20 protein-coding genes and 1 pseudogene are annotated in these 24,004 nt (G+C 69.3%); 3 read left to right on the plus strand and 18 right to left on the minus strand.

The genetic code is table 11. From position 1 onward, the window contains the following. Positions 1-6: 6 nt before the first annotated feature. The 5 genes from ABIC21_RS15820 to tdh all read right to left on the minus strand — a co-directional run bounded on the left by ABIC21_RS15820 (position 7) and on the right by tdh (position 6,202). Complete coding sequence (locus ABIC21_RS15820) at positions 7-1,401, minus strand: phenylacetate--CoA ligase family protein (protein WP_354351327.1); 1,395 nt, start codon at positions 1,399-1,401, stop codon at positions 7-9. A 64-nt stretch (positions 1,402-1,465) separates the two neighbouring features. After that, on the minus strand, positions 1,466-2,695 hold the full coding sequence (locus tag ABIC21_RS15825) for an amidohydrolase family protein (RefSeq protein ID WP_354351328.1): 1,230 nt from the start codon (positions 2,693-2,695) through the stop codon (positions 1,466-1,468). An 11-nt stretch (positions 2,696-2,706) separates the two neighbouring features. Continuing rightward, positions 2,707-3,819: an NAD(P)/FAD-dependent oxidoreductase gene (locus ABIC21_RS15830; RefSeq protein ID WP_354351329.1), complete on the minus strand. Its 1,113-nt coding sequence runs from the start codon at positions 3,817-3,819 to the stop codon at positions 2,707-2,709. Between the two features lie 80 nt (positions 3,820-3,899). After that, complete coding sequence (locus tag ABIC21_RS15835; protein ID WP_354351330.1) at positions 3,900-5,108, minus strand: glycine C-acetyltransferase; 1,209 nt, start codon at positions 5,106-5,108, stop codon at positions 3,900-3,902. A 47-nt stretch (positions 5,109-5,155) separates the two neighbouring features. Beyond that, positions 5,156-6,202: an L-threonine 3-dehydrogenase gene (gene tdh, locus ABIC21_RS15840; RefSeq protein WP_354351331.1), complete on the minus strand. Its 1,047-nt coding sequence runs from the start codon at positions 6,200-6,202 to the stop codon at positions 5,156-5,158. 159 nt (positions 6,203-6,361) lie between these two features. Here tdh and ABIC21_RS15845 point away from each other — a divergent pair, with 159 nt between their 5' ends. Continuing rightward, positions 6,362-7,270, plus strand: coding sequence for a LysR family transcriptional regulator (locus tag ABIC21_RS15845; protein ID WP_354351332.1), 909 nt, complete (start codon positions 6,362-6,364; stop codon positions 7,268-7,270). 3 nt (positions 7,271-7,273) lie between these two features. Here the strand turns inward: ABIC21_RS15845 and gatB are convergent, their stop codons facing one another. The 4 genes from gatB to ABIC21_RS15865 form a co-directional block, all read right to left on the minus strand. Continuing rightward, positions 7,274-8,779 carry an Asp-tRNA(Asn)/Glu-tRNA(Gln) amidotransferase subunit GatB gene (gene gatB / locus ABIC21_RS15850; RefSeq protein ID WP_354351333.1) on the minus strand — a complete coding sequence of 502 codons (1,506 nt, stop codon included), beginning with the start codon at positions 8,777-8,779 and terminating at the stop codon, positions 7,274-7,276. Further along, positions 8,779-10,374 (minus strand): Asp-tRNA(Asn)/Glu-tRNA(Gln) amidotransferase subunit GatA, encoded by a 1,596-nt coding sequence (gatA, locus tag ABIC21_RS15855; protein WP_354351334.1) that lies wholly within the window; start codon positions 10,372-10,374, stop codon positions 8,779-8,781. Before gatA ends, gatB begins: the two co-directional genes overlap by 1 nt. Before the next feature lie 4 nt (positions 10,375-10,378). Beyond that, positions 10,379-10,675 carry an Asp-tRNA(Asn)/Glu-tRNA(Gln) amidotransferase subunit GatC gene (gatC, locus tag ABIC21_RS15860; protein WP_354351335.1) on the minus strand — a complete coding sequence of 99 codons (297 nt, stop codon included), beginning with the start codon at positions 10,673-10,675 and terminating at the stop codon, positions 10,379-10,381. A gap of 289 nt (positions 10,676-10,964) precedes the next feature. Continuing rightward, a complete protein-coding gene (locus tag ABIC21_RS15865; protein WP_354351336.1) occupies positions 10,965-12,443 on the minus strand; it encodes a CitMHS family transporter in 1,479 nt (492 codons plus the stop codon). A 141-nt stretch (positions 12,444-12,584) separates the two neighbouring features. Between ABIC21_RS15865 and ABIC21_RS15870 the strand changes: the two genes are divergently transcribed. Together ABIC21_RS15870 and ABIC21_RS15875 are read left to right on the plus strand one after the other, a co-directional pair. Beyond that, complete coding sequence (locus ABIC21_RS15870) at positions 12,585-14,345, plus strand: sensor histidine kinase (RefSeq protein WP_354351337.1); 1,761 nt, start codon at positions 12,585-12,587, stop codon at positions 14,343-14,345. After that, positions 14,338-15,009: a response regulator gene (locus tag ABIC21_RS15875; RefSeq protein ID WP_354351338.1), complete on the plus strand. Its 672-nt coding sequence runs from the start codon at positions 14,338-14,340 to the stop codon at positions 15,007-15,009. The genes ABIC21_RS15870 and ABIC21_RS15875 overlap by 8 nt, the downstream gene beginning before the upstream one ends. An 82-nt stretch (positions 15,010-15,091) precedes the next feature. On the opposite strand, the gene ABIC21_RS15880 is transcribed toward ABIC21_RS15875, so the two are convergent. The 9 genes and pseudogenes from ABIC21_RS15880 to ABIC21_RS15920 all read right to left on the minus strand — a co-directional run bounded on the left by ABIC21_RS15880 (position 15,092) and on the right by ABIC21_RS15920 (position 23,934). Then, on the minus strand, positions 15,092-15,475 hold the full coding sequence (locus tag ABIC21_RS15880; protein WP_354351339.1) for a RidA family protein: 384 nt from the start codon (positions 15,473-15,475) through the stop codon (positions 15,092-15,094). 248 nt (positions 15,476-15,723) lie between these two features. Beyond that, positions 15,724-16,245, minus strand: coding sequence for a hypothetical protein (locus ABIC21_RS15885; RefSeq protein WP_354351340.1), 522 nt, complete (start codon positions 16,243-16,245; stop codon positions 15,724-15,726). A gap of 91 nt (positions 16,246-16,336) precedes the next feature. Next, positions 16,337-16,840 (minus strand): GNAT family N-acetyltransferase, encoded by a 504-nt coding sequence (locus ABIC21_RS15890; RefSeq protein WP_354351341.1) that lies wholly within the window; start codon positions 16,838-16,840, stop codon positions 16,337-16,339. 131 nt (positions 16,841-16,971) lie between these two features. Next, entirely contained in the window at positions 16,972-17,811 is an 840-nt protein-coding gene (locus tag ABIC21_RS15895) for an inositol monophosphatase family protein (RefSeq protein ID WP_354351342.1), read from the minus strand. Continuing rightward, a complete protein-coding gene (gene ligA / locus ABIC21_RS15900) occupies positions 17,808-20,063 on the minus strand; it encodes an NAD-dependent DNA ligase LigA (protein WP_354351343.1) in 2,256 nt (751 codons plus the stop codon). Before ligA ends, ABIC21_RS15895 begins: the two co-directional genes overlap by 4 nt. 42 nt (positions 20,064-20,105) lie before the next feature. Continuing rightward, a pseudogene (locus ABIC21_RS15905) lies at positions 20,106-20,954 on the minus strand (PP2C family protein-serine/threonine phosphatase); the annotation flags it as partial. Between the two features lie 131 nt (positions 20,955-21,085). After that, positions 21,086-22,423 carry an adenylate/guanylate cyclase domain-containing protein gene (locus tag ABIC21_RS15910; protein WP_354351345.1) on the minus strand — a complete coding sequence of 446 codons (1,338 nt, stop codon included), beginning with the start codon at positions 22,421-22,423 and terminating at the stop codon, positions 21,086-21,088. Continuing rightward, positions 22,413-23,021: a PH domain-containing protein gene (locus tag ABIC21_RS15915; RefSeq protein ID WP_354351346.1), complete on the minus strand. Its 609-nt coding sequence runs from the start codon at positions 23,019-23,021 to the stop codon at positions 22,413-22,415. The genes ABIC21_RS15910 and ABIC21_RS15915 overlap by 11 nt, the downstream gene beginning before the upstream one ends. Then, a complete protein-coding gene (locus ABIC21_RS15920; protein ID WP_354351347.1) occupies positions 23,014-23,934 on the minus strand; it encodes a biotin--[acetyl-CoA-carboxylase] ligase in 921 nt (306 codons plus the stop codon). Before ABIC21_RS15920 ends, ABIC21_RS15915 begins: the two co-directional genes overlap by 8 nt. Positions 23,935-24,004: the final 70 nt, after the last annotated feature.

Genomic DNA, 24,004 nt, shown 5'->3' on the forward strand with positions numbered 1-24,004 from the left:
CGCTCATTACGGGACCCGGGCGATCACCTGCCGGAACTTCCCGCTCAGGCCGCTCTGTTCCGGCGGTTCTGCCGCGCGGACGACGCCGACATTCCCCAGTTCCAGCCCGGCGAGGTACTCCAACAGCCTTCCGGACGCCGCATGCCACACGGCCGCGGCATCGGCTCCGGGCTCGGGTTCGAGCCGGAGCCGGAGGGCTGCCGGACCCGTCTGGACGAGCTGGCTGCGGTGCAGCCCGGGCGTTTCGTCGAGCGCGGATCCGACGGCGAGCGGAAGGACCCGGACCGTGGTTCCGTCGGCGGCCAGCAGCCGCAGGACGTCGTCGCGGCGGCCCGCGACCCGGATGGCCGGCAGCGGGCTGCCGCACCCGCATGGGCCGGCCTTCGCCTGCACCGAGTCGCCGAGGTCGTAGCGGATGATGGGCTGCACGCGGTTGGCGAGGTTGGTGAGCAGCACGGTGTGGGACGGTTCCCCCGGCGGCGTGGGGCGGTAGTCGGCGCCGACCGGTTCCAGGATGGCCCAGTCGCTGTTCACGTGCAGCCAGCCTTTGGCGCAGTCGAATGCCAGCGGCGTGAACTCGGAGGCAGCGTACGCATCGTGGAGGGCACCCCCGAACGCCTCCGCGATGCGCGCCCGGACGTCCGGCCCGCAGGACTCGCCGGCGAGCTCCACCACCACCGGTTTCAGGTGGAGCCGGCCTGCCAACTGTTCCTCGGCGAGCAGGGCGAGGGCACTCGGGTAGCCGGTAACGGCCGAGGGGTCATAGTCGTTCAGGGCTGCCACGAGCCCGGCCAGCGGCTGCTGCACCGGGAATGCCTGGAATGCGCGCCGGCGCCACCGGCTGCGCCGGCGCTGCCATTGCACCCAGCCCGCCCCGGCGTAGTGCCCGCCTGTGCCCACCACCGCCGCCCAGCGCAATCCGCGGCGGGCCATGGCCAGCAGCTCGGGCGGAGACAGCCAGGCCAGGTCGATGCGGAGGATAAAGGACTGGGAGACGGCGAGGGATCGGGGATCGTGCACGAAGATCCCGGGGTACCCGGTGGTGCCGGACGTGGTGCAGACGAAGTACCGGTCCAGGTACGGCGTTCCGACCCGGGACGGATCGGCGATGAACGCCTCGACCCCGGCCCGGGTGACAGCGGGGTCGGTGACCCAGTCGTCGAAGTTGGCCATGAGCTCCTGTTTGGTGACCGGCGGCAGCTCCGCGAGGACAACACCGCCGGAGTGCCGGGCGGGCGCCACGTCCCGGTACAGGCGCCGGTAAAACGGCGAGCTGGTCCGGGCGTGGGTGACGATCGCGGCCAGCCGGGCCTCGCGGCGCCGGGCCAGGCCAGCCGGCCCCTGGTGCTGGGCGCGCAGCTGATCGAGGGCGAAGCCCAGTTCCTCCAACAGCCTGGCCACGGTTGCCTCCTCGGGTAAGCCGACAGGGTCGAAAGCATCAGGTCAAAACGCAGATCAGTAACAGTCAGCGGGCGCGGACCCCCGCGCGCCAGACGGCGTGCGTCAGCGGCATGCCCGGCCGGTAGGCCAGGTGGGTGGCGGACGGCGCGTTCAGCAGGTGCAGGTCGGCGCGGTGCCCGACGGCGATCGAGCCGACGGCGCGTTCGCCGTCGACGTCGTTCCCGGACTCCCGGCCGAGGGCCAGCGCTCCCCCGTACGTCGCCGCGCGCACCGCCTCGTGGACGCTGAGGCGCATCTGGAGCACGGCGGTGGTGACGCAGAACGCCATCGAGCTCGTGTAGGAGGTTCCCGGGTTGCAGTTGGAGGCCAGCGCGAGCTGCACCCCGGCGTCAAGGAGTTCCCGGCCCGGCGCGAGCGGCTGCCGGGTGGACAGATCGCAGGCCGGCAGGCACGTCGCCACGGTGCCGCGGGTTCCGGTGCCGGAGGTTCCGGCCCCGCTGTTCGCGTCGTCCCAGCCGGACCAGCTGGCCGCGAGGGCGTCGACGTCGGCGGCGGACAGGTAGTTCACATGGTCCACGCTGGCCGCGCCGAATTCCACCGCGAGCTGCACGCCGGGGCCCTCGCCGAGCTGGTTGCCGTGCACCCGCAGGCCCAGCCCGGCGTCCCGGCAGGCCTGGAGCACACGCCGGGACTGGTCCTCGGTGAAGGCACCGCGTTCGCAGAAGACATCGGCCCAGCGCACGAACGGCCGCACGGCCGAGAGCATGGGGCCGCAGACCATGTCCGTGTAGTCCTCGGCGTCCATCCCGGCGGGCACGAGGTGGGCGCCGAGGTAGGTGACCTCGTCCACCACGGTGGAGGCGATCCGGGCACTGCGGGCCTCGTTGTCGATGTCCAGGCCGTAGCCGGTCTTGGTTTCCAGGTAGGTCGTGCCCTGCGAGACGGCCTCGGCCACCCGGCCCAGGGCGAGCCGGGTGAGGTCGAAGTCGCCCGTGCTCCGGGTGGCGCCGGTGGTCACGGCGATCCCGCCGGCGCTGTAGCCCTCCCCCGCCATCCGGGCCTCGAACTCGGCTGTCCGGTCCCCGGCGAAGATCAGGTGGGTGTGCGAATCGACCCAGCCGGGCAGCAGGGCACGGCCGCCGGCGTCGACGGACTCGTCCGCGGCCGGTGCGTCCGCCGCCCGCCCCAGCCAGGCGATCCGCTCGCCCTCGACCACCACGGCCGCGTCCTTCAGAACCCGGTGGTCCCGGTCCTGGGTCATCAGCTCGGCGATGTTGGTGATCAGGGTGCTCATGAGTCCATTGTTCAGCGCCGGATGGACCAGCGCGTCGCCGCCAGCGCCTCCACTGTCCGGGATGCCGGACCCGCGGACGCGGACGTGGCGTCTCCCTGGCCGGCGAGGATCAGCCCGGCGGCGAGTTCGGCGATGCCGGAGGAGGTCTGGAAGCCGTAGCCGCCCTGGCCGGCGAGCCAGAAGAACCCGGGGGCCTCGGCGTCGAACCCCACGACCGGCACGCCGTCGGCCGCTTCCGTCCGCAGCCCGGTCCAGGTCTGCTGGACGCCGCGGATGCCCAGGGTGGTGATGGTGTTGAGCCGGGCGATGAGTCGGTCGATATCGCCCGGGTGCGGCTGCGCATCCTCGGGCCCGCTCGGTTCGTGCTCCGACGGCGAGATCAGGACCTGTCCGCCGTCGCGGCGGAAGTAGAAGGAGTGGTCGGCGGCGGCCACCATGGGGCTGTTTTCCGGGAGGGGATGCTCGACGTCGACAATGGCCGCGGTGCGCCGGTACGGCTGCAGCTGGACCTTCTCGACGCCGCTGAGCACGGCGAGCTCGTCCGCCCAGGCGCCGGCGGCATTGACCACAACGGCGGCCTGGAAGCCCTCCTGCCCGGCACCGAGTTCCCAGCCGGAACCCAGGCGCTGGGCCGAGTGGACGCGGGCTCCGGTGATGATGTCCACGCCGTTGGCCTCGGCGTGCCGGCGGTGGTCCTCAAGCAGCAGGGGCGCGTTGCAGGCGAAGGCGCCGGTATCCAGGCCGGCAGCGGAGAAGGAGTCCGGGACCAGGGCCGGGCAGAGTTCCAGGGCCTCGGCGTGGGTGATCGGCCGCATGTGGCCGCTCGCCTGCTCCCGCACGGTGGCGTCGTCGCCGATCAGCATGAAGCTGCGCGGTGAGAGCACCGGTTCCGGCCGGTCGGCGTCCTGGGCGGCAATCAGTTCGAGGGTGCGGAGGGTGAGCTCCTGCACCGCAGGAGGGCCGTAGCTGGGGATCAGTTGCCGGGCCGAGCGGGCCGAGGTGTGGTACGCCAGGGTCTGCTCGGCTTCCACGAGCGCGACGCTGCACTTTCCGGCAAGGGCTGAGGCAAGGGACAGGCCGGCGATACCGCCGCCGACAATCACGACATCGTAATTAGCTGACATGGGTCCATCCTTGCAGACGGAACGGTTGCGGCGCCCGTTTGTGGCACCGCAACCCGGTTCCGCCTTGCCGTGAAGCCCGGTTAGCCGGCGACGGCGGCGCGGCTGCGCACGAAGGCCTGCACGCAGGCCTCCACGTCTTCGGCGCTGTGCGCGGCGGAGAGCTGGACGCGGATCCGGGCCGCGCCCTTGGGGACGACCGGGTAGCTGAACGCCGTGACAAAGACGCCGTTGTGCAGCATGGCGTCCGCCACCCTGGCGGCCATCACGGCGTCGCCGAACATGACCGGGACGATGGCGTGCTCGCCCGGGAGCAGCTCGAAGCCCTCCTCGGACATCCGGTTCCGGAACAGCGCGGCGTTGGCGAAGAGCTTGCTGCGCAGTTCGCCGGAGTTCTCCACGAGGTCCAGGGCCTGGAGGGTCGCCGCGACGATGGCCGGGGCCAGCGAGTTGGAGAACAGGTACGGGCGGGCCTTCTGGCGGAGCATCGCGACGACTTCGCGGCGGCCGGAGACGTAGCCGCCGGAGGCGCCGCCCAGGGCCTTGCCGAAGGTGCCGGTGTAGATGTCCACCCGGTCCGAGACGCCGGCGTGTTCCGGGGTGCCGGCACCGCTGGCGCCCATAAAGCCCACGGCGTGGGAGTCATCCACCATGACCATGGCGTCGTATTTTTCCGCGAGGTCGCAGATCGCTTCGAGCGGGGCGAGGAAGCCGTCCATCGAGAAGACGCCGTCCGTGACGATGATCTTCCGGCGGGCCGGGTTTTCCTGCGTTGTGGCCTCGATCAGCTTGGATTCGAGGTCCGCCATGTCCTGGTTGGCGTAGCGGAAGCGCTGGGCCTTGCAGAGCCGGATGCCGTCGATGATCGAGGCGTGGTTCAGCGCATCGGAGATGACGGCGTCTTCCGGGCCGAAGAGCGATTCGAACACGCCGCCGTTGGCGTCGAAGCAGCTGGAGAACAGGATGGTGTCCTCGGTGCCGAGGAACCTGGAGACGCGTTCCTCGAGGGCCAGGTGCAGGTCCTGGGTGCCGCAGATGAACCGCACGCTGGCCATGCCGAAGCCGCGGTCGTCCATTGCGGCCTTGGCGGCGGCGATGATCTCCGGGTGGTCCGCGAGGCCCAGGTAGTTGTTGGCGCAGAAGTTCAGCACGTCCGCGCTGGACTCGCCGATCTGCCCGGCTTTGATGTGGTTGGCCTGCGGCGAGTCGATGTGCCGCTCGGTCTTGAACAGGCCGGCGCTGCGGATCTCGTCCAGCTCGTGCTGCAACTGGTCCTTGATGGCTGAATACATGGGTGGTGCTCCTCAGCTGGTGGGGTCGGTGGGCCGAATCGGGGCGGTTAGAAGCAGGTCCAGTCGAGGACCACTTTGCCGCCCACGCCGGCGCGGGCGATCTCGAAGCCCTTTTCCCAGTCGGTGGCGGGAAGGGTGTCCGTCACGACGGCGGAGATGTTGGCGTGCAGGACCGGGTTGGAGGACAGCATGGCGCTCATCGCGTACCAGGTCTCGAACATTTCGCGGCCGTAGATGCCCTTCATGGTCAGCATATGCGTGACCACTTTGCCCCAGTCGATGTCGATCGACTGGCTGGGCAGTCCCAGCATCGCGATCCGGCCGCCGTGGTTCATATTGTCGATCATCTCAGGCAGCGCCGTGGGGTGTCCCGACATTTCCATCCCGATGTCGAATCCCTCGCGCATGCCCAGTTCGCGCTGGGCGTCCTTGACGCGCATCTTCGAGACGTCGATCGCGAGGTCGACGCCGAGCGCCCGGGCCAGTTCCAGCCGCGGGGCGGAGACGTCGGTGATGGCGATCTTCCGGGCGCCGGCGTGGCGGGCGACGGCGATCGCCATCAGCCCGATGGGCCCGGCGCCGGTGATCAGCACGTCCTCGCCGACGAGGGGGAAGCTGAGCGCGGTATGTACGGCGTTGCCGAAGGGGTCGAAGATGGCGCCGAGTTCCGGGGTCACGGAGGGGTCCTGGTGCACCCAGACGTTGGTTTCGGGGATCACGACGTATTCGGCGAAGGCGCCGTCGCGCTGGACGCCGACGCTGACGGTGTTGATGCACATCTGCTTGCGGCCGGCGCGGCAGTTGCGGCAGATGCCGCAGACGATGTGGCCCTCGCCGGAGACACGGTCGCCGACCTTGACGTCCAGGACGTCCCCGCCGGTCTCGACGACCTCGCCGTAGAACTCGTGCCCGGCGATCAGTGGGGCGTTGATGATGCCCTGCGCCCAGGCGTCCCAGGACTGGATGTGCAGGTCGGTGCCGCAGATGCCAGTCGTCATGACGCGGATCTTGACGTCGCCGGGCCCGGTTTCCGGTTCGGGCCGGTCCACGAGTTCGAATCCTGCGCGGGCGCCGGCCTTGTAGAGAGCCTTCATGGGCCTTCCTAACTGTGCCTTCGTCAAGCACGTCTGGATCCGCTGCCGGGGCAGCGTGTGTGGGTCAACTCACCCCATTAGAGCCTCTGCAAAGCGTTAGCACAACCGGATTTTTCTCAATCGACGATTTAGCTCTTGCTTGCGCATAGACTGGGGGGCATGGAAATCCACCAGCTGGAGATGCTCCGCGAACTCGGGGCCCTCGGCAGCGTGAAGGCCGTCGCCGAAACCCTGCTCGTCACGCCCTCGGCGGTATCGCAGCAGCTGGCCGCCCTGCAGAAATCCGTGGAAGTGCCGCTGACGCGCAAGGAGGGCCGGAACCTGGTCCTGACCGAGGCCGGGCAGGTCCTCGCGGACGCCGGGGCCGCCGTCGTCAGCGCCATGGCGGACGCGAGGACCGCAATCGGCGCGTACCACGGTTCGCCGGTGGCGCCGGTAACGCTCAGCGGCTTCCACAGCGCGGGGCAGGCTTTGTTCGCCCCGCTCGCCCGGCTGCTGGCCGGGCCGGGGCAGCCGCGGATCCTGCTCTCGGACGAGGACGTGGCCCAGCAGGACTTCCCCGCACTGACCGCCCGGTATGACCTGGTGCTCGCACACCGTATGGACCACAGCCCGCGCTGGCCCGCGGAGCGGGTGGCGGTGATACCGCTCGCCCACGAGCCGCTGGATGTCGCTCTGCCGGCCGGGCACCGGCTGGCCGGGCAGCGGGCGGTGACGGCGGACGACGTCGTCGGGGAACCCTGGGTGACCAGCCGCACCGGCTACTCCCCCGCGGACGTGCTCTCCGCCGTCGCGGCCGTCTCCAGCCGGGAACTGAACATCGTCCACCGGATCAACGACTACTCGACGGTGGCGGCGCTGGTCGCGACCGGGAGCGTGATCGGGCTGCTCCCGCGGTACACGGCGCGGCCGGTGCTGAACCCGGGCATTGTGCTGCGGCCGCTCGAGGGCATCAGCACCCGGCGCCGGATCGATGTCCTGGCCCGTCCGGAGAACCTTAAACGCACATCGGTCATGATGGTCTGCGAAGCACTGCAGACCATCATGACCGACTTGGTGGTTGGCTAGACCCTAGCCTTCGACGCCGAGGCGCTCCAGGATCAGCTCCTTGACGCGGCCGGCGTCGGCCTGGCCGCGGGTGGCCTTCATGACGGCGCCGACGATCGCGCCGATCGCCTGCAGCTTGCCGCCGCGGATCTTGTCCGCGACACCGGGCTGCGCGGCCAGGGCCGCGTCGATGGCTTCAAGCAGGGGGCCGTCGTCGGAGACGACGGCGAGGCCGCGCTTCGCCACGATGTCCGCCGGGGTGCCTTCGCCGGCGAGGACGCCGTCGAGGACCTCGGTGGCCATCTTGTTGTTGATCTTGCCGTCTTCGACCATCTTGTTCAGTTCCACGATGGTGGCCGGTTCGACGCCGAGCTGGCCCGGATCGACGTCGGCGATCTTGGCGCGTCCGACGATTTCGCCCATCCACCACTTGCGGGCCACCGTGGCGGTGGCGCCGGCGGCGATGGTTTCCTCGATCTCATCCATGACGCCGGCGTTGACGACGTCGCGGAACTCCAGGTCGGAGTAGCCCCAGTCGGCCTGCAGGCGCTTGCGGCGGGCGGCCGGCGGCTCGGGCAGCGTGGCGCGGAGTTCCTCGACCCACTCGCGGGAGGCGACGATCGGCACCAGGTCCGGTTCCGGGAAGTAGCGGTAGTCGTCGGCGTCGGACTTGGGTCGGCCCGAGGTGGTGGAGCGGGTGTCCTCGTGCCAGTGGCGGGTCTCCTGGATGACCGGCTCGCCGGAGTCCAGCACGGCGGCGTGCCGCCGGATCTCGTAGTGCACGGCGTGCTCGACGGCGCGCAGCGAGTTCACATTCTTCGTCTCGGAGCGGATGCCGAAGCGTTCGCGGCCGTGCGGACGGAGCGAGACGTTGGCGTCGCAGCGGACGTTGCCACGTTCCATCTTGGCGTCGGAGACGCCGAGGTTCTTGACGATCTCGCGGACCGCGGCGACGTACGCCTTGGCGAGCTCGGGCGCGCGGCTGCCGGCGCCCTCGATCGGCTTGGTGACGATCTCGACGAGCGGCACGCCGGAGCGGTTGTAGTCCACGAGGGAGTAGTCCGCGCCCTGGATGCGGCCGGTGGCGCCGCCCATGTGGGTCAGCTTGCCGGCGTCCTCCTCCATGTGCGCGCGCTCGATTTCAACGCGGAACACGGTGCCGTCGGAGAGCTCGATGTCCAGGTAGCCGTCGTACGCGATGGGCTCGTCGTACTGGGAGGTCTGGAAGTTCTTCGGGGTGTCCGGGTAGAAGTAGTTCTTCCGGGCGAAGCGGCAGGTCTCGGCGATCTTGCAGTTCAGCGCCAGGCCGATCTTGATCGAGGACTCGATCGCGGTCCTGTTCACCACCGGCAGCACGCCGGGCATGCCCAGATCCACCTCGTTGACGTTGGTGTTGGGCTCGTCGCCGAACACGTTCGGGGCGGAGGAGAACATCTTCGTCTTGGTGTTGAGCTCCACGTGGACCTCGAAGCCCAGGACGGGATCGTACTTCTCCATCGCCTCTTCGAAGCTGAGGGTTGCGTCAGTCATTAGTGGGAACCTCCGTGGCTCAGGGCGGCGCCAGCCGAAGAAGAATCGTTAAGTGAAGGGTCAGCCGCGGAAGGAGCGGTAAGTGAGGGGGCACGGTCCAGCAGCGGGCCGCCCCACTGCGCCTCGAGCAGGGATTCCAGCACCGCGCCGACGCGGTACAGCCGCGCGTCCTGGCGGGCCGGGGCCAGCAGCTGGACGCCGACCGGCAGTCCATCCTCGTCGGCCAGGCCGCCGGGCAGGGAGAGCCCCGGGACGCCGGCCATGTTGGCGGGGATGGTGGCGACGTCGTTGAGGTACATCGCCAGCGGGTCGTTGAGCTTCTCGCCGAGCTTGAACGCCGTGGTCGGCGCCGTCGGGGAAATCAGCACGTCGGCCTTGGCGAACGCGGCGTCGAAGTCGCGCTGGATCAGGGTGCGCACCTTCTGGGCCGAGCCGTAGTAGGCGTCGTAGTAGCCGGCGCTCAGGGCATAGGTGCCCAGGATGATGCGGCGCTTGACCTCGTCGCCGAAGCCGGCGGCGCGGGTGGCACCCATGACGCGTTCAATCGTCATCGGGCCGTCTTCGGGCAGGACGCGCAGTCCGAACCGGACGCCGTCGAACTTGGCCAGGTTGGAGGAGGCCTCCGAGGGCATGATCAGGTAGTAGGCGCCCAGTGCGTACTTGAAGTTGGGGCAGGACACCTCCACGATTTCGGCGCCGGCGCTCTTGAGCAGCTCGAGGGATTCGTTGAAGCGCTTCTCGACGCCGGCCTGGTAGCCCTCGCCGTGGAGTTCCTTGATGATGCCGATCTTCATGCCGTGCACGTTGCCGATCGACGCGGCGGCGACGAGGTCCTCGAGCGGGTCCGGCAGCGAGGTCGAGTCGTGGGGATCGTGCCCGCCGATGACCTGGTGCAGCAGGGCGGAGTCCAGCACGGTGCGCGAGACGGGACCGATCTGATCCAGCGAGGAGGCCATGGCGATCGCGCCGTAGCGGGACACGCCGCCGTATGTGGGCTTCACACCGACGGTGCCGGTGACGGCGCCGGGCTGGCGGATCGAGCCGCCGGTGTCGGTGCCGAGGGCCAGCGGGGCCTCGAAGGCCGCGACGGCGGCAGCGGAACCGCCGCCGGAGCCGCCGGGGATGCGGTCCAGGTCCCAGGGGTTGTGGGTGGGGCCGAAGGCGGAGTGCTCGGTGGAGGAGCCCATCGCGAATTCGTCCAGGTTGGTCTTGCCCAGGATGGGCATCTTCGCGGCGCGGAGGCGCTTGACCACGGTGGCGTCGTAGGGGCTGTGCCAGCCTTCGAGGATCTTCGAGCCGGCCGTGGTGGGCTGGCCGACGGTGACGATCAGGTCCTTGACGGCGATCGGCACACCGGCGAGGGCGTGCAGCTCCCCGGCCGCGGCACCGCCGGCGGCGCGGATCGCGTCGACCTCGGCCGCGACGGCGAGCGCCTCGTCCGTGTTGACGTGCAGGAAGGCGTGGACCTTGCCGTCGACGGCGGCGATGCGGTCCAGGTGCGCCTGGGTGACCTCGACGGCGGAGACTTCGCGGGCGGCCAGCTTGCCGGCGAGCGCCGCGGCGGAGGAGCGGATCAGTTCGTTGTTCTCAGTCATGTTCTTAGCCCTCATCCAGGATTGCCGGGACCTTGAAGCGGCCTTCGAACGCATCGGGGGCGCCGGAGAGTGCCTGCTCGGCGGTGAAAGTGTGGCCCACGACGTCCTCGCGGAACACGTTCGTCAGCGGGATCGGGTGGGACGTGGCCGGGACGTCGTCACCGGCGGCTTCACTGACGGATTTCACTGAATCGACGATGACGGCGAGTTCGCCGGCCATCCTGTCGAGCTCTTCAGCACTCATCTCGATGTGCGCGAGACGCGCGAGATGCGCGACGTCGTCGCGGTTGATCGCAGCCATGGATCTCCCCTGCAAGTAAAGGATTATTTTCCGTCCCAGTCTACGTGGGTTCGCCTGCTGTTACTTCCCGGCTAATCGCCGGCTGTGGTCACCTTCCGGCGCCAGGCCGGACGATCCTTTGGCTGCTCGCTCGTCCCTCGCTTAGACGCAGCCGGCAGGATGTCCGTCCCGTCACCGATGTGGCCTTCTCGCCTCTCGCCGAACTACTTCACACGACGAGACTGTCGAGTCCGGAAAATTTCCGGACTCGACAGTCTCGTTGTTGGTTCTTGTGGTGCTCGTTGGCTTGTCAGCCGATGCCGATGGCTCCGGTCAGGACTCCGACGGCGAGCATGACCAGGGAGATGACGGCGGTGCGCCAGAGGACCTTCTTGTGGTGGTCGCCCAGGTCCACCTTTGCGAGGGACACGAGGAGCAGGATGGCGGGGACCAGCGGGCTCTGCAGGTGGAACGGCTGGCCGGTGATCGAGGCCCGGGCCATGTCCGCGGCGCTGACGCCGTAGTGTGCCGCGGTCTCGCTGAGGACCGGCAGGACGCCGAAGTAGAAGGCGTCGTTGCTCATGAAGAACGTCATCGGGATGCTCAGGACGCCGGTGATGACGGCCATGAACGGGCCCATGTCGGAGGGGATGATCGCCACGAGCCATTCGGACATGGCCTTGACCATGCCGGTGCCGTTCAGGACGCCGGTCAGGACGGCGGCGGCCATGACCATGCTGACGACGGCGACGATCGAAGGTGCATGGGCGATCAGCTGGGCGCTCTGTTCCTTGACCTTCGGGAAGTTGACCAGCAGGGCGATGGCGGAACCCACCATAAAGACGTACGGGAGCGGAACTACGTTGGCAACGAGCGTCACCATGACTGCCACCGTCAGGCCGAGGTTGAACCAGAACAGCCTGGGCCGCAGGGTGGAGCGGTTGGGGTCCAGCGCGGTGTCGGCCATGGCCGTATCGCGTTCGTCGACGAGGTCCTCGGTGCGTTCCAGGATGGCAACGGAGGATCCGCCGGCGGCGGGAACTCCCCCGGCAGGGGCGGAGCCCTTGCCGCCGAATCCGAAGCGGCCGGTGCCGCTGCCGCCGGTGGCGGTGCCGCCGTCGAAAGTTCCAGCGGAATCCCAGATCTCCGGGGCGACGGCGCGGAGCCGGTTGCGCTCCTGCAGGCCCAGGAGCCAGGCGAAGACGAACACGACCACGAGGCCGGCGATCAGCGAGGGGATCATCGGAACGAAGACATCGTTGACGTCGAGCTTCAGCGCGGTTGCGGCACGGGCAGTGGGGCCGCCCCAGGGCAGGATGTTCATGGTGCCGTTGGCGAGGCCCGCCACACAGGTCAGGACCACGGGGCTCATCTTGAGGCGCAGATAGACCGGCAGCATGGCCGCGGTGGTGAGGATGAAGGTGGTGGAGCCGTCGCCGTCAAGCGATACCGCGGCGGCGAGGATGGCCGTGCCGAGGACTACCTTTGCGGGGTCGTTGCCGAGCTTGCGCAGGATGAACCGGACCAGCGGGTCGAAGAGCCCGACGTCGATCATCAGGCCGAAGTAGATGATGGCGAACATCAGCAGGGCCGCCGTGGACGTCATCGACTTCATCGAGTCCATGACCATCGGGCCGATGCCGAGGCCTGCGCCGGCGAAGAGTCCGAAGACGGTGGGGACGATGATGAGCGCCAGCACGGGCGTCAGTTTCTTCGTCATGATCAGCACCATGAATACCGCGATCATGGCGAATCCTAGTAATACCAGCACGGCCGGCTCCTTCTTCATTGAATCGCACCACCCCGGTGTGATGCGTACTACAGACGTTAGAGTGGCGCGCGTCACGGCTGGGTCTTTGCCTCATTTGATTGGCATACTGCTTATTGGACGCATTTTGCGCATTGTGCTCACACCCGAAGGAGGACCGCCGTGCCCCGTTTAACCGGCCGGACTCCCCTGCGCTTTTCCACCCAGACCCTGCTGCTGCAGCTCGGGGTCGTGGCCCTGGTGGTGCTGCTGACGAGCGCCGTCCACGGCTGGCTCACCTATGACCGGCTGGGGCGCGAGGCGGAGAACCAGGCCCTGACGCTGGCCCGGACCGTGGCCTCGGACCCCGAGGTCCGCGCCGAGGTGCAGCAGATCAGCGCCCAGCCCGGTACTCCCCCGGCCGCCGAACTGCTCGCCGGGCCGCTGATGGCCGCCGCCGAGGGTGCCCGCACCCGCACCGGCGCCCTGTTCGTGGTGATCACCGACGAGACCGGCCTGCGTCTCGCGCACCCCGATCCGGAGCGGCTCGGTGAACGGGTCAGCACGGATCCGACCGAGGCCCTGGCCGGCAGGGAGGTCACCACCCGGAACACCGGCACCCTGGGCCCCTCGGCCGGGGCCAAGGTTCCGGTGTTCGCCCCGGGCTCGGACGCCGTCGTGGGTGAGGTCAGTGTGGGATATTCCACGGAATCCATCAGCCAGAGTCTCTCCCGGGACATCGTCCCGATCGCCCTGATCGCGGCCGGCGCCCTGCTGGTCGGGGTCCTGGCCTCCTTCCTGCTGCGGAGCCGGCTCCAGCGGCTGACCCTGGGCCTGGAGCCGGAGGAAATCAGCACCCTGGTCCACGACCAGGTCGCGGTCCTGCAGGGCGTCGACGACGGCGTGATCGGCGTCGCCGCCGACGGCCGGATCAGTGTGTTCAACTCCGCGGCCCAGCGCCTGCTGGGCCAGCCCGACCTCACCGGCACGCCGTGGGCCGAAGCGCCAGTGCCCGCCCAGCTGCCCGCCCTGACCCGGGCCGACGCCGCGGAAGGCGACGCGGTGGAACTCGTCGCCGATGGGCGCGTGCTGGTGGCGAGCGCCCGGAAGGCGCTGCACGGCCGCGAGGACCTGGGCTGGGTGGTGATGCTGCGGGACCGGACCGAACTCCAGCAGCTGACCCGCCAGCTCGACGCCGTCGGCACCATGTCCACCGCGCTGCGGGCCCAGCGGCACGAGTTCGCCAACCAGCTCCACACGATCGCCGGCTTCATGAGCATCGGCCAGCACCAGCAGGCCCGCGACTACCTGGCCCGGCTGGCCGCCACCGGGCCGCTGAAGTTCCCCGTGGACCAGGCCGAGCTGCTCCAGGACCCGTACCTGCAGGCCTTCCTCGGCGCCAAGGGGGTTGAAGCGGACGAACGCGGCGTAACGCTGCGGCTCGGCCCGGAAACCCTGGTCCGGGGCCAGGTCACCGAGCCGCAGGAGGTCACCACGGTCCTGGGCAACCTGATCGACAACGCCGTGAACGCAGCCGTCGCCGGTTCCGCGCCGGAGCGCTGGGTCGAAGTGGAGGTGCTCGACGAGCCCGGCACCGGGACGGCCGGCGGGACGCTGCTGATCGTCGTCGGGGATTCCGGCGACGGGCTGCCCGCTGCCGAGGCCGGCGGCGGGGGCGGTGCGGAAGCGGTGTTCGCCGAAGGATTCACGACGTCGGAGCGCCCGGCCCGGGCGGGGGCCGGCCAGGGGCTGGGCCTCGCGCTGGTCCGGCAGCTGGCGCGCCGCCGCGGAGGGGACGTGAAAGTGCTGGACGCGGGCTCCGCCGGCGGTCCCGGCGCGGTGTTCATGGCGACCCTGCCGGGAACGACGGCGCCGCCCGGTGAGACAAAGGCCAGCGAGACGAAGGCCAACGAAAGGGACAACGAAAGGGACAACGATGTCTGAGGATTTCAGGGTGCTGATTGTGGATGACGATTTCCACGTCGCCAAGCTGCATGCGGCCTACGTGGACTCGGTGGCGGGATTCCTGGCGCTGCCCCCGGCCGGGTCGGCGTCGCTGGCGCTGCAGGCCATCCACAGCCTGCGCCCGGACCTGGTGCTGCTGGACGTTTACCTGCCGGACGCTTCGGGCCTGGACCTGCTGCACCAGCTGGACGTGGACACGATGATCCTGAGCGCCGCCTCGGACACGGCTTCGCTCCGGCTCGCGTTCCGGCGCGGCGCGCTGGGATATCTGCTCAAACCGTTCACGGCCGAATCGCTGTCCCAGCAGCTGCGCTCCTATGCCCGCTACCGGCGGATCCTGGCGCAGCCGGGGAACGTCACGCAGGACACGGTGGAACGGGCCAAGCGCGCGCTGATCCCGGGGGACGTCATTCCCTCGGCCAGGCCCCGGTCCGCCACGGAGGCTGCCGTGCTGGAATCGCTGGAGCCGGGCGAGCAGTACTCGGCGGCCGAGGTGGCCACCCGCGTGGGCGTCTCCCGGGCCACCGCCCAGCGGTACCTCTCGGCGCTGGCCGACGACGGCGCCGTTGACATCCAGCTGCGCTACGGCACCACCGGCCGGCCCGAGCACCGCTACGGACTGCCGCCGGCAGCAGGCGCCTGACCCCCTCCCCCAAGAGCAACGCGGGGGCACCTACGGCCCATCCGGGACCCCGGGATGGGCCGTAGGTGACCCCGCGTTGTGGTTAGGTGGTGCTTTTTTGCGCGACGAGTTCGATTTCGACCAGCATCTTGGGGTCCAGGAACGGCAGGACGTGGACCAGGGCCAGGCTGGGGCGGATCTCGCCGAAGACTTCACCATGGGCGCGTCCGGCTTCCTCCCACTGGCTGATGTCCGTCAGGTACAGCTTGGACTGCACCACGTCGGCGTAGTCGAAGCCGGCCTCGGCCAGGACGGTGCCGAGCTTGTCGAGAATGTAGCGGGTCTGGGTGTAGAAGTCCTCGCCGACCACGCCGTCCTCGCCGCTGGCGGCGGTGGCGGAGATGTAGAGCGTGTTGTCCACCTGGACCGCCCGGGAGTAGCCGACCTTCTGTTCCCAGACGGAACCGGTGCCGAATGTCTTGCGCATGGAGGTGCCTTTCGCAGTGTGCCGTGGAGTCGGCACCACTTTAGGGCGGCGGGCGGCGCTGCCGTTAAACCGGCGGAAATGTGTCGGGCGGGCTGGGCTCCTGCGGGGCTGCACCCGCCGCCAAGGCTTTCGGCACTCCGGGGGCACATTGGCGCGGACACGCCGTCAACTAAAGCGCCGGCGTCGGACATTGTGCCCAAAGTGCCCCCGAACGGAGACTGCACCGCGAAGAATGCGGGTCTTGACGGTCAGCTGCTGATGTCCCGGTTCTTGCGGAAGGCGTTCCTGCGGGCGTGCTCGTGGACCCGGCTGAGGGCCTCGATCTGGGACCGGGCGTCGTCTCCAAGTTTCACGAAGGTGGCCGGGTCGAGTCCGAGCTCGGGTGCCAGCTCTTCCAGGGTCTGCCAGCCGCCGAGTTTTCCGAGGATCGCGGCGCGCATGAGCTCGGCCTCCAGCACCATGGTCATCGGGGACCGGCTCACGATGCGCCCGTTCAGCTTGAGTCTGCCGGCGTGCTCGGCCAGCCAGGCGGCGGCCTGGCGGTGCGGGCGCTGCCGCACGCCCAGATCCTGGATCAGGCCGCGGAGGACGTCGCGTTCCCGGGTGATTTCCGCGCTGACCCGGGACAGCTCGGCGGACACCGGGGTGTCGGCGAAGGCCTCGGCCATGCGCTGGATCCGGGAGACGCCGGCGGTGGCGCCGGTCAGGTGGTCCGAAAGGTACAGACCGAGGAGCTTCTCGTCGATTGAGCCGGGGATGTGCGGTGCCATGGATCCTCCAGGTTGCCTTGCCTGAGCGTTTCGATTGTCCCAAACCCTACCCGACGGCGCCTGGTGCCCCTGGGCGTCGCAGTCCGGCGGGTTACAGCTCCTGGCGGTAGACCAGCAGCTTGATGTCGGTGTCCGGCACCACCCAGTCACGCTCGGGCGCCCGCTGGAAACCGGTCTTCTGGTAGAGCCCGTGGGCGCTTTCCCAGGTCAGTCCCGTGGTCAGCGCCACGGCGTGGATTCCGGGCAGCGACCGGGCATGGTCCAGGATTGCGTGGACCATGGCTTTGCCGGCCCCGCTGCGCTGCACGGCCGGGTCCACCACGAGCATCCGGAATTCCAGCTCGTCGGCCTCGGCGATGTCCGCGTAGGGTTCGCCGGCGACGGCAAGGGTCACGGAACCAACGATGCGGTCCCCGCGTTCGGCCACCCAGATGGTGGCCTTCGCGGCGCGGCGGGCCACGTCCTGGATCTGCCGCATATACGGGTGGTCGGCACTCTCAAAGTAGCCCGCGGCCAGATAGGCGTCCCGGGTGATGCGCGCGATGGCGTCGTAGTCGGCCGGAACTGCAGGGCGGATGAGGATCTGAGGATGCACCTGTCAATGCTACGGGCGGGGGCGGCGGTCCGGTCCCGGAACGGCCGTTTCCGTGACTGAACTATCAGAACGGGGCTGCCGCCTTCAGAACGGGGCCGCCACCAACAGAACCGCCATGCCTGGCAGCGGACCTAGAGCGGGAACTTGCCGGAGAGCTCCAGCGTCCCGGCGCAGGTCCAGGCCGCGAGCCGTTCGTCGTCGGAGGGCCCGCCGTCCAGCGGGCTGGTCAGCCGCGGACGGCGCACCCAGCAGCCCGCCTCTTCGGCGATCAGGGCACCGGCGGCGAAATCGTGTTCGTTGAGACCCCGTTCACCGTAGGCGTCGTGGGTTCCGTCCGCCACGAGGCAGAGGTCCAGGGCGGCCGAGCCGAGGCGGCGGACGTCGGCGAAGCCGTCCATGAGGCTGCCCAGCCCGGAGGCCTGTTCCGCCCGGACGGCGGGGTCGTAGCTGAAGCCGGTGGCCAGGATCTGCCCGGTACGCCCCGCGACCGGTCCGTACAGCTGCGTCGGCCGGCCGCCCTCCTCAAGCCATGCCCCTTGCCCGCGCAGGGCGTAGTACCTCCGGCCCAGGGCCGGTGCGTCGACGACGCCGGCCAGCCAGACGCCGTCGGGGTCCGCCACGGCCACGGAGGTGCCGTAGTAGACGATGTTGCGGATGAAGTTGGTGGTCCCGTCCAGCGGATCGATGGACCAGCGGTAGCCGCTGGCCCTCGAGGGAAGGACGGTGCCGCCTTCTTCGCCGGTGATGGTGTCGTCGGGCCGCGCCTCGCTGATGACGGCACGGACCGCGGATTCCGCGGCGAGATCGAAGGCGGTCACCCAGTCCCCTGAGTCGCCCTTGTTGCTGACGTCCAGCTGGGCGGTGTTCCGGCCGGCCAGGACCGCTGCCCCGGCCGCCGCCGCGGCCAGCGCGAGTTCCAGCAGCGCAGCCGGCAGGGTGTCGGCAGACCCGCCGAGGGCGCGGGCGCTCATTCGGTCACGACTTCCTGGTGGTCTTCTTCGGCGTCCCCCGACTCCGCGGCGGCGCCGTCCGGGCCGTCCGGGCTGCCCGGGCCGTCGGCCAGCAGCGCGCGGAAGCCGTCCTCGTCCAGGACCGGCACGCCGAGCTGTTCGGCCTTGTCCAGTTTGGTGCCCGCGTTCTCGCCGGCCACGACGTAGTCCGTTTTCTTCGAGACCGATCCGGATGCCTTGCCGCCGCGGATCAGGATGGCTTCCTTCGCCTCGTCCCGGCTGAAGCCCTCCAGGCTGCCGGTCACTACGATGGTCAGTCCTTCCAGGGTCCGGGGCATGGATTCGTCGCGGTCGTCCTCCATCCGGACGCCGTCGGCCGCCCAGGTGTCGACGATTTCGCGGTGCCAGTCCTCGGTGAACCATTCGGTCAGGGCCGCCGCGATCACGGGCCCGACGCCGTCGACGTGCGCGAGTTCCTCCTCGGAGGCCTTCCGGATGTTGTCCATGCTGCCGAACGCGGTTGCGAGGGCGCGGGAGGCCCGCGGGCCGACGTGCCGGATGGACAGCGCCACGAGGACGCGCCAGAGCGGCTGGGTCTTGGCCTTCTCCAGTTCGCGGAACAGCTTTTCGGTGGTGGCCGTGGGCTTGGACGGGGTCTTGGCGGTGCCCTTGCTGAAGAAGTACGGCACCAGCTCGAACTCGCCGGTGGCCACGCCCTTGGAGCGCTTTTCGCGCCGGATGCGGACGTCGGCGAGATCCGCGGGGGTCAGCCGGAACAGGTTCGCTTCGGTAGTCAGCGGCGGGGCCTCCGGCTCGGCCGGCTGGGTCAATGCGATGGCGGCTTCCCAGCCGAGGGCCTCAATGTCGAAGGCGCCGCGGCCGGCGAGGTGGAACACCCGTTCGCGCAGCTGCGCCGGGCAGGAGCGGGAATTGGGGCAGCGGATGTCCACGTCCCCCTCCTTGGCCGGTGCCAGTGGGGTACCGCAGGCGGGGCATTCGGTGGGCATCACAAAGTCGCGGACCGGCGGGTCCTGCTGCTCGCGCAGGGCCAGGACCGGCCCGACGATCTCCGGGATGACGTCCCCGGCTTTGCGCAGCACCACGATGTCGCCGATCTTGACGCCCTTGGCCTTGACAACTTCCTGGTTGTGCAGGGTGGCCATCTCCACGGTGGAACCGGCCACCTTGACGGGTTCCATGACGCCGTACGGGGTGACGCGGCCGGTGCGGCCGACATTGACGGCGATGTCCAGCAGCTTGGTGTGGACTTCCTCGGGCGGGTACTTGTAGGCCACGGCCCAGCGCGGGACCCGGGAGGTGTAGCCGAGGGCGCGCTGGGTGGCGAAGTCGTCGACCTTGACCACAATGCCGTCGATTTCGTGGGTGAGGCTGTGGCGTTTGTCGCCGTAGCGGGTGATGAATTCGAGCACGTCCTTGAGCCCGGGCAGGACCTCGAAGTAGGGGCTGGTGGGCAGCCCCCACCCGGCGAGCCGACGGTAGGTGTCCGATTGGCTGGCCGTGTCGAGTCCTTCGCGGGCGCCGATGCCGTGCACGTACATCCGGAGCGGCCGCTTGGCGGTTTCCGCCGGGTCCTTCTGCCGCAGCGAGCCGGCGGCGGCGTTGCGGGGGTTGGCCAGCGGCGCCTTGCCGGCCTCGATCAGGGCCTCGTTGAATTCGGCGAAGGCCTTGGACGGGATGAAGACCTCGCCCCGGACCTCCATCTCGGCCGGGAAGCCCTCGCCGCTGAGCTGCTGCGGGATTTCCTTGATGGTGAGGACGTTGTGGGTGATGTCCTCCCCCGTGGTTCCGTCGCCCCGGGTGGCGGCCCGGATCAGCGCACCGTCGCGGTACAGCAGGTTGACGGCGAGGCCGTCGATTTTGAGTTCGGTGAGCCAGGCCGGGGTCCCGTTGCCGAGTTTGGCGATGTTCGCTTCCGCTTTGGCGATCCACGCCTCCAGCTCCTCAAGGGAGAAGACATCCTCCAGGCTGTACATCCGCTGCAGGTGTTCGACGGCGGCAAAAGCGGCGGACACTTCGCCGCCCACTTCCTGCGTCGGGGAATCGTTGGCCACGAGTTCCGGGTGCATGGCCTCGATCGTTTCCAGCCGCCGGTAGAGCTCGTCGAACTCGGCGTCCGAAATGATCGGCGCGTCCTCCTGGTAGTACGCAAAGCGGTGCTTGCGGACCTCCTCGACGAGGACCTCGTACTCTTCGCGCACGGCCTCGGAGGGGGTGTGTGTTTCGGCTTCTGCTGCAGTGTTCCCTGTGCTCACAGACCTATCCTGCCCTAGAACGCCGACATTGTCCGTGGGCTAGCGGGAAGCGTTCGGCCCGGCACCGCCGTCGTGCTGTGTGACAACGCTGGCATCCAGCACGATACAGGTGACATTGTCCCGGCCCCCGCTGCGCAGAGCCGCCTGGATGAGTTCATCGACGGCAGCCTGCGGGTCCGTTTGGGAGCGCAGGATACTTGCAATGTGCTGGTCGTCGAGCTCGCCGTTGAGACCGTCGGAGCAAACCAGGACCCGGTCGCCTGCTTCGATGGGGAGCAGCCAGAAGTCCGCCTCCGTCTCGTCGCCGGTGCCCAGGGCTCGGGTGACGACGTGCCGTCGCGGGTGTACTGCGGCCTGGGCCTGCGTGATCTGCCCGGCGTCCACGAGTTCCTGGACCTCGGAATGGTCGACGCTGACCTGGCGGAGCTTGCCGTGGCTAAGCAGGTAGGTCCGGGAATCGCCGACGTTCAGGACCAGCCAGTAGAGGGCTCCCTGCTGCTCGACCACTACGACGCCGGAGAGTGTGGTCCCGGCGCGGGACCCCGTCGCCGCACGGATGCCCTCGTCGGCCATCAGCAAGTACTCCTGCACGACGGCGGCAGTGGCGTCCCTCTTCCCGCCCGCCACCTGCGGGAGCCGGGCCAGGGTGCGCACACAAATTCCGCTGGCAATCTCGCCGGCCTCATGCCCGCCCATACCGTCCGCGACGGCAAAGACCGGATCGGAGGCGATGAAGGAATCCTCGTTCATCTCGCGGCGAAGGCCACGGTCCGTTCCGTAGCCGCAGTTGAGCCGGAGGCCGGAGGCACCGCTCGCCGACCCTCCCACTGCCGGGACGGGGGCCGTGTCGGAGGTGGGCGAGGGCGGATCGGCGGCCGGCTGGGAATTCATGCCTGTCCTAGGTAGAAGGTGAGGTCCCTGTACTGCACGGTGGAACCTGTGCGGACGTGGAGAAAGGACCTCCCTTTTGTCCGCGGCCCTTGTGGGCCATGCGTTACGGGGATACTACCGGAGCATGTCCACTAATCCAGGACGAGCCCGCGGCCGCTGCCGCGCTGGAGCTCTACTGGGTGGATTTCGCCGAAGCCCCGGACGTCTTCGGCCGGCCGCGGATGCAGGACGAATCGGTCGTCCTGTTCCAGAGCGGCCGCCGTCATGGAGTCCACCAGCACCGTTCCCGGGTCCGCCAGCGCGGTGAGCCGCGCCGCCAGGTTCACGGTCGGACCGTAGATGTCGCCCAGCCGGGAAAGGATGCGTCCCCACACCATGGCCACCCGGGCCTGCGGCAGGATCTCGTCGTCGGTGAAGGCCTGGCACAGGGCGAGGGAGATCTCGGCGCCGGCCGCGGGAGTCTCGGCGATGTAGAGGACCTCGTCGCCGACCGTCTTGACCAGCCGCCCGCCACCCACCGAGATGATCTCGGCGCACTTGTTCTCGAAGCGCTGCACCAGCTGCGCGAGGGTCTTTTCGTTCATCCGGCGGGACAGGCTCGTGTAGGAGACCAGGTCCGCGAATCCCACCGCCCGTGCCAGCGGCAGCGGGGCATCATCCTCGTCGCCCTCGCGGCCTTCCTCGCTGGACGCCAGCCCGGCCTCGGCGCGCACGGCAAGGCGCTGGACGCCGGCGTTGAGCTGGCGTCGCCAGGAGTAAAGCAGCATTTCCTCGAGCGCGTCCACGAGGGACGGCAGTTCACCCACCAGGCGCTTGCGGGCCACGGCGTCGGTGACGCCCTGGTTCTGGACCATGTCCTCGACGAGGGCCTCGACCTGCCAGACCACCATGCGGTCGGTCATCTGGCCGATGGCGCGGGTCACGGAGATGGCGGCTTCTTCGGTGAGTTTGCCGGCGCGGACCAGGTCCACGATGGTGTTCAGGGCGGCCTGGTCGCGTTCGGTGAAGGCGACGTCCTCGTCCCCGATGTTGGGAAAACCCAGGGCCCGCCAGAGTTTCCGGGCGGAGAGCAGGGACAGCCCGGCGCCGGACGCGACCTCACGGCGGCGGAGCTTGCGTTCCCCGCCGAGCAGCCGCTGCTCGAGGGCTTTCAAGGCAACGCGTTCGGCGGACATGGTGCCGGTGGGCGGCGCGGCGGCGGCAGGTTCCGCCCCGGCGTCATCTTCGGCTGAGTCTGCGTCGGCGTCGGTGTCCGCGGCAAGTGGGTCTACCGTGGCGTCGGTGTCCGCGGAATCGGGGAGCCAGGCCTCGGCGTTCGCGACGGCTTCCTCGGCGTCGGCATCAGCCTGGTCGGCCACGGAATCGAGGACGGCTTCCTGGAGGTTGGCGGTCTCGACGACGGCGTCCGGAACCCGTGACGGTTCTTCGTCCAGGAGTCCGGTGTCCTGGTGGACGTTCTCAGCGCTCATCTCTTCCACCTTCTCTCGTCTCCGGCGGCCACGCCGCATCGGGGTTGTGCATCATGCCCCCGGCGCCCAGGGCCCCGCCCTGCGGGAGGTCATTGATGGCGTCGAGAATGAAGTTGCGGAACGTCGCCGCTTCCGGAACATCGGGGACCACCGTGCTGGAGGGGTACCCGGTATCCAAGGATATATTCCCGGAGCGCAATACGCGCTGGGGCAACGACTGATGGATGACGACATTACGAATGGTGGCCAGGGGGACCTGCAGGTCCCGCCGTCGCAGCATGCCGTAACGGACCACCAGCCGCTGGCTCGTCAGCGTGTACTTCGTGGCGTGCCAGGCCATAACCCTTGGCAGGCAGTACCCCAGCAGCACCCAGGCCGCGATGGCAATGGACGCCCCGATCAGCCACGGCGTCCACTCCCTGGTGGACTCCTCGAGCGGCGGGACCAGCCGGGCTGGGCCGCCCTTCACAATCCAGGCGCTGGCGTAGGCTGCCAGCGCCGGGACCAGGATAAACATCAGCGCCGGGACAATCAGGGTCCTGGGCTGCGGCCGGGTCACCACAATCACTTGCTCGCCCGGAAAGAGCTCTTTACGCATAACCGCTTTCGGTGCCCGGATTGCCGCCCGGAGGAGTCCATGGCCGCAGGTGCACCACATCGCCGGCCGTCACCACGTGCTCGTGTCCCCCCGAATCCACCACCATCAGTGAGCCGTAGTCATCCAGGCGTGTGGCGTGGCCGATGATTTCATGGTCGCCGGGCAGCTGGGCACGGACCTGCTTGCCCAGCGTCGTCAGCAGGTGCTCGACCCGCTTGTGCAGCGAGGGTCCGCCGGCCATCCCGGCGGAGGGATCACCGTCGGCGTTGCAGAAGCTGCGGTAAAGCGTCGCGAACCGGGACAGGTAGCTCTTGAGCAGCTCGGTCCGGTCCACCGACGTCGGGTGTTCCAGCAGGACGGACGTGGCCGTGGGCACCGGGAGTTCGGCCTCGGTGAGGGTGACGTTCAGTCCGGTCCCCAGCACCACCGGCGGCACGGCGCCGCCCTGCATCGGGCCCAGCTGGGCCAGGATGCCGGCAATCTTCCGGCCGCGCACCAGGACATCGTTGGGCCATTTGAGCTCCGCCGGGATGCCGGCCGTCTCCAGCAGTGCCTCGCGCAGGGCCAGAGCCGCCAGCAGCGACAGCCAGGAGTAGCTCTGGGTCGGCAGCGGGCGTCCCTCGGCGTTGACCGGGCGCAGCACCATCGAGACCGAGACGGAGCTGTTGGCCGGGGCCTCCCAGCGGCGGTCCAGGCGTCCGCGGGCGGCGCTCTGGTATTCGGCGGTGAGCACCGTGAGATCCGGGTACGCGGCAGCGTCCTCGGTGACGCCGCGCAGCAGGTCAGCGTTGGTGGAGCCGGTGGAGTCCACCACCGTGAGCCGCGGAATGCCGTTGGCGGAGAGGAACGCCTCATCACTGAGGGCGTTCACATCGAGGGGCGGACGGTCCGGGGCTTCCTGCGCGGCTTCCATGCTTTGAATCCTACCGAGTTACGCCGCCGTCGGCTGGCCCGGACCGCCCGCAGCCCGGAAGCCGCAGGAA

The sequence above is a fragment of the Pseudarthrobacter sp. PvP090 genome, assembly GCF_040547365.1.
GTDB lineage: Bacteria > Actinomycetota > Actinomycetes > Actinomycetales > Micrococcaceae > Arthrobacter.

Excerpts from the sequence above, each read along its gene's own strand:
- ABIC21_RS15895 (WP_354351342.1), bottom strand. The coding sequence starts at position 17,811 with ATGAGCGCCCGCGCCCTCGGCGGGTCTGCCGACACCCTGCCGGCTGCG.
- ABIC21_RS15830 (WP_354351329.1), bottom strand. The coding sequence starts at position 3,819 with ATGTCAGCTAATTACGATGTCGTGATTGTCGGCGGCGGTATCGCCGGC.
- ABIC21_RS15915 (WP_354351346.1), bottom strand. The coding sequence starts at position 23,021 with ATGCGTAAAGAGCTCTTTCCGGGCGAGCAAGTGATTGTGGTGACCCGG.
- ABIC21_RS15835 (WP_354351330.1), bottom strand. The coding sequence starts at position 5,108 with ATGTATTCAGCCATCAAGGACCAGTTGCAGCACGAGCTGGACGAGATC.
- ABIC21_RS15920 (WP_354351347.1), bottom strand. The coding sequence starts at position 23,934 with ATGGAAGCCGCGCAGGAAGCCCCGGACCGTCCGCCCCTCGATGTGAAC.
- ABIC21_RS15875 (WP_354351338.1), top strand. The coding sequence starts at position 14,338 with ATGTCTGAGGATTTCAGGGTGCTGATTGTGGATGACGATTTCCACGTC.
- ABIC21_RS15880 (WP_354351339.1), bottom strand. The coding sequence starts at position 15,475 with ATGCGCAAGACATTCGGCACCGGTTCCGTCTGGGAACAGAAGGTCGGC.
- gatC (WP_354351335.1), bottom strand. The coding sequence starts at position 10,675 with ATGGCTGCGATCAACCGCGACGACGTCGCGCATCTCGCGCGTCTCGCG.
- ABIC21_RS15885 (WP_354351340.1), bottom strand. The coding sequence starts at position 16,245 with ATGGCACCGCACATCCCCGGCTCAATCGACGAGAAGCTCCTCGGTCTG.
- ABIC21_RS15910 (WP_354351345.1), bottom strand. The coding sequence starts at position 22,423 with ATGAGCGCTGAGAACGTCCACCAGGACACCGGACTCCTGGACGAAGAA.
- ABIC21_RS15845 (WP_354351332.1), top strand. The coding sequence starts at position 6,362 with ATGGAAATCCACCAGCTGGAGATGCTCCGCGAACTCGGGGCCCTCGGC.
- gatB (WP_354351333.1), bottom strand. The coding sequence starts at position 8,779 with ATGACTGACGCAACCCTCAGCTTCGAAGAGGCGATGGAGAAGTACGAT.
- ABIC21_RS15825 (WP_354351328.1), bottom strand. The coding sequence starts at position 2,695 with ATGAGCACCCTGATCACCAACATCGCCGAGCTGATGACCCAGGACCGG.
- tdh (WP_354351331.1), bottom strand. The coding sequence starts at position 6,202 with ATGAAGGCTCTCTACAAGGCCGGCGCCCGCGCAGGATTCGAACTCGTG.
- ABIC21_RS15865 (WP_354351336.1), bottom strand. The coding sequence starts at position 12,443 with ATGAAGAAGGAGCCGGCCGTGCTGGTATTACTAGGATTCGCCATGATC.
- gatA (WP_354351334.1), bottom strand. The coding sequence starts at position 10,374 with ATGACTGAGAACAACGAACTGATCCGCTCCTCCGCCGCGGCGCTCGCC.